This window comes from Pokkaliibacter plantistimulans (assembly GCF_003194385.1).
GTDB lineage: Bacteria > Pseudomonadota > Gammaproteobacteria > Pseudomonadales > Balneatricaceae > Pokkaliibacter > Pokkaliibacter plantistimulans.
The window spans coordinates 20536-31659 of the sequence record NZ_LAPT01000138.1 but is presented as its reverse complement, the minus strand read 5'-3'; the positions used below and the strand labels follow the sequence as shown (position 1 = coordinate 31659).

Sequence of the window (11124 nt, the reverse complement as noted above, 5' to 3'; positions counted from 1 at the left end):
ACCATTACACCATGGTTATGTCTATTCGCCAGCGTTATAGCTGCCCCGGTGGTGATGTCCCTGGCAGGCTGTTGAAAAACGTCATCGAGGCAGCCGAGACAAGGAAATACCCCGAGGGCACAAGAAACAGGCGAAAAAGCGGAGTTTAGTGAACTAAATGAGCATTTGACTCGCTCCGCTCGCCCCTTCGGGGCCGTGCTAAAGCACGTTCAGCCGTTGGCTGTGAGCCTGTTTTTGACGCGGTATTCGGCAACGCAGATAGATTTGCAACGACCTGTTAATCCTCAAGGGCAAACAGACTGCGCAACTGCCGGGCAACGGCCTTGTCGTTGTGATGGCCGATCACAGTGGCGTGGGGCAGGTTGTCGGCCAGATAGGGATGGGCGTTGGCCATGACGTGGGCATTGCCTGCCAGACTGAGCATTTCCACATCATTGAGGTTGTCACCGAAGGCATAGCAATGCTGACGGTCCAGCCCCAGTTCATGCAGCAGCGCCTGCAGTGCCAGCCCCTTGTTGACGCCTTTACCCATGATTTCCAGATACATGGGCTGCGAGTAGGTCATATGGATCTGTCCTTCAAAACCCGCGCGGATAGCGTCTTCAAGGATCTTCAGCTGCGCCGGCGCACCGGCGTACAGCACCTTGCCGATATCGTTGTCGCTGTAGGCGGGAATATCCACCACCTCGAAGCTGAAGCCGGTACCGTCATGCAGCTCGGACAGCTCTGCCAGAGGGCGGTCAATCAGCCATTTATGACGGGTATAGAGACTGACACTGACACCCGCAGGCAGCGGCAGACGGGTGATCTGCTGTGCCAGCTCGGTATGCAGCAGGGTCTCGAACAGCGGCGTGTCGTCGGGGGTATAGAGATGGGCACCGTTGGTACTGATGATGTAGGCCGGGACACCCAGCTGGGCGCGATAGACGCTGATGTCATGAAAGTGGCGACCGGAAGCCAGTGCCAGGGTATGACCCTGATGGTGCAGTTCACGCAGGGTGGTGATCGTCAGCTCATCCAGTTCGTGCTGTTCATTGAGCAGAGTCTTGTCCAGGTCGGAAACGATCAGGCTTGGCGGTGTCATCTTGGTGCCTATCACAGTGAAAATGGGAACGCGGTACGGGCAGGGTCGGGTGGCCACAGTGTAGCGGTTTTAGCACGGCCGTTGGGCAGCCTTTGGGTAACGGAGTGTGGCAGGGCGGCGGATTCGCCCAGAGTGCAGTCTCAGCCCTGCTGTTCGGTCAGGGTATGACCACGGCCCTGATGCTTGACCTGATACAGCAGCTGATCGGCCAGATGCAGCAGGATGTCAACACTGTCGGCGATACCGGAATAGACCCCGGCACTGAAGGATAACGGCGTGATATCGCCTTCGGCATAGGCAATCTGCTGGCAGTCGCGGCGCAGTCTGTCCAGACGCTCGGCCACCACTTCGCTGGAGTGATAGCTGACCAGACCGAATTCCTCCCCGCCCAGACGCACCAGCACGTCATCGGTAAAGGCTTTGCGGAAGGCACGGGAGAACAGCTTGAGGGCATTGTCGCCGACGCTGTGGCCGTAGGTGTCGTTGATCTTCTTGAAATAATCCAGATCAATCACCGCCACGCTGATGGGGTATTGCAGTTCCTGCGCCTGCTTCAGCACCCGGCCCCCTTCGGCGTAGAAGGCGCGGCGGTTATACAGCCCGGTGAGGGAATCAAACAGCGCGGCCTGGCGCAGTGCCTGGGTCAGGTCACGGCGTTCGACCATGGCCATTACCCGGCAGGTCAGCTCTTCGGCACAGAAGGGTTTGCGCAGGAAATCATCCGCGCCGTGCTTGATGAACATGGCACTGAGGGAGCCTTTCGGATCCGCCGAGACGCCAAGGATCAGCAGGTCCTGACGCTTCTGCTTCTGGCGCAGAATCTTCACCAGCTCGAAGCCCTGAATGCCGGGCATACCGTGGTCAAGAATCAGCAAATCGGTATCGGCATGCTGCTCCAGCATTTTCAGCGTTTCTTCGCCATCCTGGGCCTCAACGATCTGATACTGATGGGAGGACAACACCCGGTGGATAAAGTGGCGGGCCGAGGAGGAGTCTTCGGCAATCATGATCTTGATCTTGCGGTTCTGTTCCAGACGATGAATCAGGCGGAAAACATAGTCGTAGGAGTACTGACTTTCCTTGATGACATAGTCGACCACGCCTTTCATGAACAGGTCATCACGACGCTGCTCGTCATAGCTGCTGGTGAGCACGACACAGGGGACTTTGTAGCTGAGGATCAGATCGACGATTTCGCCGTTGGGCGCATCCGGCAGGTTCAGGTCAACAATGGCGGCATCAAACAGCGCCGACGATGTTTCCAGCATCAGCTGTGCTTCACCTGCTGAGGCACACATCACCGAAGTCAGGTTTTTTTCCTGCTTGAACTGACGATTCAGAATCTTGAGGACCAGAGGACTGTCTTCTACAACCAAGATATTACGCACGCCTGTTCTCTCTAGCTGATCTTTGCACCGTCTGGAATGGAGAAAGGAGGTCACCGTGTCGTTGAACGCGGTTCGGGGGGATTATGGCACGGAAAATCCTTAGCGGCTGTATGTTTTTTATCCCCTGACTGTAAAGGCTGATCCTCATCACTGTGCCTCTCTGCCACGCTGCAGGGCTCGCCACATCTCACTTTTCGTTCGTCAATATAGCGCTGCTGTTATGACAATTAGGTGGTGAGTAAGGGTTTGGCAAGGCCCTGGCTGGCAGCTTCTGGTGGAAGGGTGGCGTGATTCAGGGCAGGCGTGAGGAGTCGCGCTCCTGCTGCCTGGCCAGTGTCAGCCCCTGATACTCCCCATTGCGCGTGCCCGGGGCGATTTTCAGCCGCTGATGCAGCGCCGCGCGACACATCATGTGGGCGCTGACCGGTGCCGTGATGAACAGGAACAGGGTGATCAGCAACTCATGCAGACTGACGCCGTCATGGCTGACACTGACCAGTACCATGGAGCCGAGCAGGATGGCGCCAAGACCCAGGGTGCTGGCCTTGGTGGGGGCATGCAGGCGGGTAAAGAAGTCCGGCAGGCGCACCAGACCGATGGCACCGATCAGCACAAACAGGCCGCCCAGCAGCAGCAGGGCAGAGAGCAGGATTTCCAGCCACAGGGGCAATTCGTTGAGGTTCATGGTTCAGTCTCCGCAAGCCACTATTCGATGATGTCGCCACGTAGCAGGTATTTACACAGTGCCACGGTGCTGACGAAGCCCAGCAGGGCAATCAGCAGTGCCGCTTCAAAGTAGAGGGCGGCATCCTTCCACAGGCCAAACAGCACGATCAGGGCGATGGCGTTGAGGTAAAGGGTATCCAGCGCGAGGATGCGATCCGGAGTCGAGGGGCCGCGAAACAGCCGCCACAGGTTCAGCAGCAGCGCCACCATCACCATGCCCAGCACGATCAGCAGTACGGTACTCAACATGCGAAGATCTCCTGCAGGGGGCGTTCATAACGCTGTTTCAGCTCTTCGATCAGGCTGGCCTCATCGTGCATATCCAGCACATGGATCAGCAGATAGCGCTTGTCATCGGTGAGATCGGCACTGACCGTCCCCGGCGTCAGGGAAATGGTGCTGGCCAGCAGGGTGATGGGCAGATCATCGGTCAGGTCGAGGGGATACATGATAAAGCCCGGCCGTAGCTTACTGCGGCTGCTCAGCACCAGCTTGGCGACATCGAAGTTGGCGACCACGATGTCACGCAGCAGGCGCAGCAGGTAAATACTGACACCGTGCAGTGAGCGCACCCGCGGACCGGGTACATGCATGGGTCTGAGCAGCAGCGGCAGGCCAACGGCCAGCACCGCGCCCAGCAGGATCTGGCCGAAGGCGAGGCTGTTGTTGATCAGCAGCCACACCAGCAGCAGTACCAGACTGAAGAACGGCATGGGTAACAGGGCGCTCATGGGGTGGCTCCTGCAGCAGGGGAAGAGGTGAGCTGCTCAGCCGCTGCGTCAAGCTGTTTCTCGCCCATGGGGAAAACCTGATCGATATAGCGTTGCGGCTGATACAGCTGTTCGCTGATCTGGCTGGTCAGCTGGCTCAGATCGGCGGCGAAGAAGGTGATCAGAGGCGCCGCCAGTAACAGCACACTGACGCCTGCCAGCTGCAGCACGCCACTCTTGCTGGTGCTGCGATGCTCGCCGTTGATACGCCAGAACAGCGTGGTACCTGCCCGTGACATGGCCACCAGAATGATCAGGCTGCTGAGCAGCAGACAGGGCCACAGCCACACTTTGCCCTCCAGCCCGGCGGTGGCCTGCAGCATCATCAGCTTGCCGATAAAGCCGGAGAACGGTGGCATGCCGATCAGCGCCAGTGCCGCCACCACGAAGCCTACCCCCAGCAGTAGCGGCTGCGCCATGGGCCGGCCCGCCACCAGATGGTCGGCACTGCGGCCACGCTGTTCGGCAATCATTGCCGCCAGCAGGAAGACGCCAGCCGTGATCAGGGTCGAATGAATCAGATACACCAGCGCCGCCGCGGTGGCCTGACGGTCATTCAGTGCCACGACCGCCAACAGGGTGCCAACCGAGACAATGATCAGATTGGCGTTGAGCTTGCGCAGGCTGCTGCTGGTCAGGGCACTGATGGCGCCGATGATCAGCGTCAGCAAGGCCAGTGGCCATAGCCAGACCGCGGCCAGATCAGCCAGCGGGCCTGCCTGATCACCAAAGATCAGGCTGTAGACCCGCAGGATGGCGTAGATGCCGACCTTGGTCATGATGCAGAACAACGCCGCCACCGCTGGCGAGGCTTCGGCATAGGTACGTGCCAGCCAGAAGTGCAGGGGCAGCATCGCCGCCTTCAGGGCAAAGACGATCAGCAGCATCAGCGCCCCGGCCTTGACCAGCGGCACCAGGGTCGGATCAAGGTGTTTCACCTGCACCGCCATGTCGGCCATGTTGAGGGTACCGAGGGTGCCGTAGAGGGTGCCGAGCGCAATCAGAAAGATGCTTGAGCCGACCAGATTGAGAATCACGTAGTGCAGGGCGGCGCGGGTGCGCTGGCGGTTCTCGCCGTGCATCAGCAGCGAATAGGACGCCATCAGCAGCACTTCAAAGAACACAAACAGATTAAACAGATCGCCGGTGAGGAAGGCACCGTTAATACCCAGCAGCTGCAGCTGGAACAGCGGGTGGAAGAAACTGCCCTGCACGTCGCTGCCTGCACAGGCATACAGCAGCGCACCCAGCGCCAGCACTGCCGTCAGCAACAGCATCAGGGCGCCGAGCTGATCGACCATCAGCATGATGCCGAACGGTGCGGGCCACTGGCCCAGTGCGTACAGACGCAGCTGGCCGTCAGCGGTTTGCAGTAGCAACAGCACTGCCAGCAGGCCCTGCAGCAGGATGCTGGCCAGACCCAGCAGACGCTGCGCCGTCAGCGCCTTCGACAGAGGGGGGAACAGCATCAGCAGACCGGCTAGCAGCGGCAGCAGGATGGGCAGGATCGGCAGATGCGCATGGAACAGCGGCCAGGCAACACTCATTTCTTCGCGTCCTTCTGGCGGGTGGGTTGAGCACCGGGCGTGTCATCGGGCAGACGGCCATCGACATGATCGACCCCCAGATCAGCACGGGCACGCATGGCCAGAATCACCACGAAGGCGGTCATGGCAAAGCCGATTACGATGGCTGTCAGCACCAGTGCCTGTGGCAGCGGATCGGTATGGCTGTCGCCCGCGCCCAGAATCGGCGCCGCCGCTTCGGTCAGACGGCCACTGGCAAACAGGAACAGGTTGACGGCATAGGACAGCAGGGTCAGCCCCAGCACCACCGGAAAGGTCCGTTCACGCAGCACCAGAAACACCCCGCAGGCAGTGAGAAAGCCAACACAACAGGCGTACAGAATTTCCATTACTGCATCTCCTCATACTGGGGACGGTGAGCGGTGGTGAGTTTGCCCAGATTGGCCAGCATCATCAGGGTGGCGCCAACCACGGTCAGGTAGACCCCCAGATCAAAGGCCATGGCACTGGCCAGTTCGACATCACCGATCAGCGGCAGATGGAAATGATCAAACCAGGAGGTGAGGAATGGCCGGTCCCACCACAGGCTGCCCAGACCGGTGAGGCAGGCAATGGTTACACCGCTGGCGATCATCAGGGCATAGTTGAGGCGCATTCGTGGTTTCAGCCAGCTGACGCCGTGGGCGATGTACTGCAGGATGATGCCGACCGAGGTGATCAGCCCGGCAATAAAGCCCCCGCCGGGGTTGTTGTGGCCGCGCAGGAAGATGTACACCGACACCAGCAGTGCCAGTGGCAGGATGCCCTGGGCGATCACATTAAGAATCACCGAGTCACGCTGCCGGGCCCAGAGCCGGCCTTCGCCGTCAGCGGAAGGTTTGAACAGGCGCAGGTGCTCCAGCAGGCGGAAGATGCCAAGGGCGGCGATACCGAGCACGGTGATTTCCCCCAGGGTGTCAAAGCCGCGGAAGTCCACCAGAATCACGTTAACTACGTTGTTGCCGCCGCCATCGGTCTTGCTCTTGGCCATAAAGAACGACGAGATGCTGTCGAACGGACGGCTGAGCAGGGCGAAACACAGGCTGCCGACCAGCGCACCCAGCACCAGCGCGATGGCGCTGTCACGCAGCAGATTGCGTGGCGCGGCGGCATTGCGCGGGGTTTTGTAGGGCAGGAAGAACAGCGCCAGCATCAGCAGGATGATGCTGACCACTTCCACCACCAGCTGGGTCAGGGCCAGATCGGGGGCGGCGAAGCGGGCGAACAGCAGCGACACCATCAGCCCGGTGACCGACAGGAACAGCAGCGACAGCATGCGCTGGCGGTTGACCACCACCGTGGCGATGGCGCTGAGGATCAGCACCAGCCCGGCACACAGGGTGACAGGGTCAAGGGGCAGCAGGCTGCGGCCACCGCTGAGCGGGTGCAGTTCACGCAGGCTGGAGCCGAGCAGGACCAGTAATGCCAGCAGCATCAGCAGCAGGTAACGCTGCAGCGAATCGTTTTCCAGCCAGCGGCTGAACACATTGGCCCGGCGCACGCTGAGCTGGATCAGCCGCTCGAATTCACGTTTGGCATCGACCGCCTCGAACTGATGCTGGAAGCGGAACAGATGGCGGCGCTGGGTGTAGACCAGCACGCCCCCGGCCATGGCCACCAGACTCATCAGCAGGGGAAAGTTGAAGCCGTGCCAGATCGCCAGACTGTAGCTCGGCACCTGATCCTGCAGCACCGCTGCCGAGGCTGCATCCAGAATCGGCTGCACCATGAATTCGGGGAAGATCCCCACCAGCAGACACAGGCCGACGAGGATTTCCACCGGCAGCTTCATGTAACGCGGCGGCTCATGGGGCGTCTTGCTCAGGCCGATAGGTTCGCCGTTGAAGAACACATCGTGGATAAAGCGCAGAGAGTAGGCCACCGAGAACACCCCGGCCAGGGTTGCCAGCACCGGTACCAGCCACGACAGGGAGCCGAGGATGGACTGGTTAAGGGTTTCGGCGAAGAACATCTCCTTCGACAGGAAACCGTTCAGCAACGGTACCCCGGCCATCGACAGGGCTGCCACCATGGCCAGCGTGGCGGTGTAGGGCATGTATTTCCACAGGCCGTTCAGGCGGCGCATGTCACGCGAGCCGGTTTCATGGTCGATGATCCCGGCGGCCATAAACAGCGAAGCCTTGAAGATGGCGTGGTTGATGATGTGGAACAGAGCTGCCACGGTCGAGGCTGGTGAGCCGATGCTGAGCAGCAGCACGATCAGGCCGAGATGACTGAGGGTGGAATAGGCCAGCAGGCCCTTCAGATCATGCTGGAACAGGGCAAAGTAGGCGCCCAGCAGCAGGGTGCACATCCCCGCCAGACTGACGATGGAGTACCACTGGTCGGTGCCGGCCAGCACCGGATAGAGCCGCACCAGCAGGAAAATACCGGCCTTGACCATGGTCGCCGAGTGCAGATAGGCGCTGACCGGGGTCGGTGCTGACATGGCATGGGGCAGCCAGAAATGGAAGGGGAACTGTGCCGACTTGGTGAAGGCGCCCAGCAGGATCAGGCACAGGGTCAGGGTATAGAGCGGGTGATTGCGGATCAGGTCACCGTGCTGCAGCACCACATCGAGGCTGTAGCTGCCGACCATATGGCCGATCAGCAGCAGGCCTGCCAGCAGCGCCAGTCCGCCAGCGGCAGTGACCGTCAGCGCCATACGGGCACCCTTGCGCGCTTCGCTCTTCTGCCACCAGTAGCTGATCAGCAGAAAGGAACTGATGCTGGTGATTTCCCAGCTGATCCACAGCAGGATCAGGTTGTTGGCCATCACCACGCCCAGCATTGCTGCCATAAACAACATGAAGCAGGCGTAGAAACGCGGCATGGAATCCTGCTCGGACAGGTAATAGCTGGCGTAGAGAATCACCAGCAAGCCAATGCCCAGCACCAGACAGACAAACAGCAGGGCCAGACCATCGAGGCGCAGGGCATAGTCCAGCTGCAGACTGGGCAGCCAGCTGAGGGTGTAACGCAGGGTCTGATGCTGTAACACGGTGCCGGCCTGACTGAGGGTCAGACCAAGGGCAATGGCAGGGGCTGCCGCGGTGGCCCAGGTGGTGAACAGGCGGCTGCGCTGGCTGCAAAGCAGGGGGACCAGCACGCCGAATAGCGGCAGTAGTGCAATCCAGAGCAATATCATCGCCGTACATCCTTCGCCAAGTTGCCTTCAAACACACCTTTCAAGTCCACCTCCACCGCATTACACCATGGCATCTGGGTTGGCGGTTGTGGTGCGGTGAGTTCCGGCCAGACGATGTTTTGTCATGGCAGAGCAGCGTTCACACAACCTTATCCCAATGGCATTTTCATAAAGTGTGCACAATCTTACCCGCTTGACTCTGGCCTGCGAGGCTTATGATAAACAGTGAAACATTTGGCCGTTCAACCAGTTACAGACTTTGCATGGTCAATGGTGGGCCAGACCGGAGTCGATGGGCTCCAGCAAGTATTGTCGCAAATGCCGCAACTGTCTGGCCGTCGATTGTTCTGCGCTGAGCAAGCCGCTAGCATCCGGCTTCGCTCACTGCAGGTTGTGCGGCTGTCCACACCAGCCGCACAGCGGCTATACCGACATACAGCTGGGTGCGAAACGGGCCGCGTTGCCCTGACAGCCTGCTAACTGTTTCTGGAGCCATGCCATGTCGAATACCCCTTCTCCCCGTTCCTTGCTGGGCGGGCGCAAGCTGCCTGCCCGCTATGCCGGGCTGGTGATGCCGTTCTTCCTGCCGATCCTGATGACCTGCATCGTGTCGCTGGTCAGTACCCTGCGTGGTGTCGGGCTGGCAGAGTTTGCGCTCGAGCTGTGGCTCAGCGCCTGGCTGATTTCCTGGGTGATTACCTTTCCCACCCTGCTGCTGGTACTGCCGGTGGTAAGACGGATGACGGCGGCTCTGGTGCACCCGCACTGAGTGATCGGCATTATCGGGCAAAGCGACACAGTGGGTTTCAGCCTGATTGGAAAGCCAGCGCAGACAGCCTATAAACAGGCGTCTGATGCTGATGTCTGTTTGCTATTGGCTGTTAATGGCCGAGTGCCCGCAATAAGGAAGATTGCCCATGTCTGATCGTAATCCGTCTGATCCCAAACACCGTGCCATCCCTGCCCGTCGTCTGTCGCGACTGGCCAGTCTGGGTGGGCTGGCGACCCGGGTGGCAGGCGGTATGGTGGCTGAAGGGGTACGTCAGCTCAGTCAGGGCAATCTGCCTAAACCTGCTGATCTGTTGCTGACGCCCGGCAATGCCCGACGGGTCGCTGATACTCTGGCGACCATGCGCGGGGCAGCGATGAAGGTTGGCCAGCTGCTGTCGATGGATGCCGGTGATCTGTTGCCGCCGGAGCTGAGCCAGATTCTCGCCAGACTGCGGGCCGGTGGCCATGCCATGCCGATGCTGCAGCTGGCGGCGATCCTTGAGCAGCACTGGGGCAAGGGCTGGGAAGCGCAGTTCCGCCAGTTCGGCTTTACTCCCATTGCCGCGGCATCCATTGGTCAGGTGCACCGGGCTGTGGATAACAACGGCCAGGTGCTGGCCATCAAGGTGCAGTATCCGGGTGTGCGCCAGAGCATCGATGCGGATGTGGATAATGTCGCGACCTTGCTTAGGGTGAGCGGGCTGTTGCCGAAACAGCTGGATATCCACAGCCTGCTGGAGGAGGCCAAGATTCAGCTGCACGCCGAGGCCGATTACCGGCTGGAAGCCGATCATGCCCGCGCCTATGGTCAGCGGCTGGCATTGCAGCCCCGCTTCCGGGTGCCGTCGATCATCGACGGGCTGAGTAATGGCGATGTGCTAACCATGAGCTTCGAGGCCGGTGAGCCGATCGAGACGCTGGCGCGGATGCCCGCCCTGCAGCGCAATCAGGCCGCAGCTGATCTGCTCAGCCTGTGCTTCCGTGAGCTGTTTGACTGGGGCAGCGTGCAGACCGATCCCAATTTCGCCAACTACTTATATGACGCGCACAGCGATCAGCTGGTGCTGCTCGATTTCGGCGCGGTGCGTTATTACCGGCCTGAAGTACGCGAGGCCTACCGGGCGCTGTTCAACGCTGCAATCTTGCAGGATGCCGCGGCGATGGGCGAGGCGGCGCGGGCAATCGGGTATTTCCGCGCCGATGTCCCGGCGGAGCATCAGGCGGCGGTGCTGCAGCTGTTTACTCTGGCCTGCGAGCCACTGCGGCAGCACGGGTCGTATGACTTTGCTGCCACTGATCTGGCCCAGCGCATTCGTGCCGCAGGCACCCGTCTCAGCATGCGTCAGGGTTACTGGCATACCCCGCCGGTGGATGCGCTGTTCCTGCATCGCAAGCTGGCCGGGTTATACCTGCTGTTCGCCAGACTGCGGGTACAGCTGGATGTGCAGGCGCTGTTCAGTGAATTCCGTTCGCCTGCCTGAGGGTCTTTTCACCGCTGCCGCTTGTTGCCAGTCCCCATTGACGGCATAAGGGTGGCAGCGTGGCCTGTCGTCGGCTACTGTGCAGCGCACGATGTTGTCTGATCGCCATCGTCACTGCTTTATCCACAGTCATGACAAGCGGCGGTGTCTGGCAGGGTTTTATCCACATGCCATGGATACCGGTAGCACCG

General features: G+C 60.3%; 10 protein-coding genes. 2 read left to right on the top strand and 8 right to left on the bottom strand.

The genetic code is table 11. From position 1 onward, the window contains the following. Positions 1-277: 277 nt before the first annotated feature. The 8 genes from WH50_RS23860 to WH50_RS23825 all read right to left on the bottom strand — a co-directional run bounded on the left by WH50_RS23860 (position 278) and on the right by WH50_RS23825 (position 8681). A complete protein-coding gene (locus WH50_RS23860; protein WP_110189746.1) occupies positions 278-1084 on the bottom strand; it encodes an HAD family hydrolase in 807 nt (268 codons plus the stop codon). Between the two features lie 140 nt (positions 1085-1224). Beyond that, positions 1225-2472, bottom strand: a complete 1248-nt coding sequence (locus tag WH50_RS23855) for a diguanylate cyclase domain-containing protein (protein WP_110189744.1) — start codon at positions 2470-2472, stop codon at positions 1225-1227. Positions 2473-2764: 292 nt separating this feature from the next. Next, on the bottom strand, positions 2765-3157 hold the full coding sequence (locus WH50_RS23850; protein ID WP_243410258.1) for a Na+/H+ antiporter subunit G: 393 nt from the start codon (positions 3155-3157) through the stop codon (positions 2765-2767). 20 nt (positions 3158-3177) lie between these two features. Beyond that, on the bottom strand, positions 3178-3447 hold the full coding sequence (locus WH50_RS23845; RefSeq protein ID WP_104153053.1) for a K+/H+ antiporter subunit F: 270 nt from the start codon (positions 3445-3447) through the stop codon (positions 3178-3180). Then, on the bottom strand, positions 3441-3929 hold the full coding sequence (locus WH50_RS23840; protein WP_110189742.1) for a Na+/H+ antiporter subunit E: 489 nt from the start codon (positions 3927-3929) through the stop codon (positions 3441-3443). The genes WH50_RS23845 and WH50_RS23840 overlap by 7 nt, the downstream gene beginning before the upstream one ends. Beyond that, positions 3926-5515, bottom strand: a complete 1590-nt coding sequence (locus tag WH50_RS23835; protein WP_110189735.1) for a monovalent cation/H+ antiporter subunit D — start codon at positions 5513-5515, stop codon at positions 3926-3928. Before WH50_RS23835 ends, WH50_RS23840 begins: the two co-directional genes overlap by 4 nt. After that, complete coding sequence (locus WH50_RS23830) at positions 5512-5883, bottom strand: Na+/H+ antiporter subunit C (protein WP_104153056.1); 372 nt, start codon at positions 5881-5883, stop codon at positions 5512-5514. The genes WH50_RS23835 and WH50_RS23830 overlap by 4 nt, the downstream gene beginning before the upstream one ends. Beyond that, positions 5883-8681, bottom strand: coding sequence for a monovalent cation/H+ antiporter subunit A (locus WH50_RS23825; RefSeq protein WP_110189733.1), 2799 nt, complete (start codon positions 8679-8681; stop codon positions 5883-5885). The genes WH50_RS23830 and WH50_RS23825 overlap by 1 nt, the downstream gene beginning before the upstream one ends. 499 nt (positions 8682-9180) lie before the next feature. On the opposite strand from WH50_RS23825, the gene WH50_RS23820 reads away from it, so the two are divergent. Both WH50_RS23820 and WH50_RS23815 read left to right on the top strand, forming a co-directional pair. Further along, positions 9181-9450: a DUF2798 domain-containing protein gene (locus tag WH50_RS23820; protein ID WP_110189731.1), complete on the top strand. Its 270-nt coding sequence runs from the start codon at positions 9181-9183 to the stop codon at positions 9448-9450. A 148-nt stretch (positions 9451-9598) separates the two neighbouring features. Then, positions 9599-10933 (top strand): ABC1 kinase family protein, encoded by a 1335-nt coding sequence (locus tag WH50_RS23815; RefSeq protein WP_165838549.1) that lies wholly within the window; start codon positions 9599-9601, stop codon positions 10931-10933. The last annotated feature ends 191 nt before the right edge of the window (positions 10934-11124 follow it).

Excerpts from the sequence above, each read along its gene's own strand:
- WH50_RS23825 (WP_110189733.1), bottom strand. The coding sequence starts at position 8,681 with ATGATATTGCTCTGGATTGCACTACTGCCGCTATTCGGCGTGCTGGTC.
- WH50_RS23860 (WP_110189746.1), bottom strand. The coding sequence starts at position 1,084 with ATGACACCGCCAAGCCTGATCGTTTCCGACCTGGACAAGACTCTGCTC.
- WH50_RS23840 (WP_110189742.1), bottom strand. The coding sequence starts at position 3,929 with ATGAGCGCCCTGTTACCCATGCCGTTCTTCAGTCTGGTACTGCTGCTG.
- WH50_RS23835 (WP_110189735.1), bottom strand. The coding sequence starts at position 5,515 with ATGAGTGTTGCCTGGCCGCTGTTCCATGCGCATCTGCCGATCCTGCCC.
- WH50_RS23850 (WP_243410258.1), bottom strand. The coding sequence starts at position 3,157 with ATGAACCTCAACGAATTGCCCCTGTGGCTGGAAATCCTGCTCTCTGCC.
- WH50_RS23815 (WP_165838549.1), top strand. The coding sequence starts at position 9,599 with ATGTCTGATCGTAATCCGTCTGATCCCAAACACCGTGCCATCCCTGCC.
- WH50_RS23820 (WP_110189731.1), top strand. The coding sequence starts at position 9,181 with ATGTCGAATACCCCTTCTCCCCGTTCCTTGCTGGGCGGGCGCAAGCTG.
- WH50_RS23830 (WP_104153056.1), bottom strand. The coding sequence starts at position 5,883 with ATGGAAATTCTGTACGCCTGTTGTGTTGGCTTTCTCACTGCCTGCGGG.
- WH50_RS23845 (WP_104153053.1), bottom strand. The coding sequence starts at position 3,447 with ATGTTGAGTACCGTACTGCTGATCGTGCTGGGCATGGTGATGGTGGCG.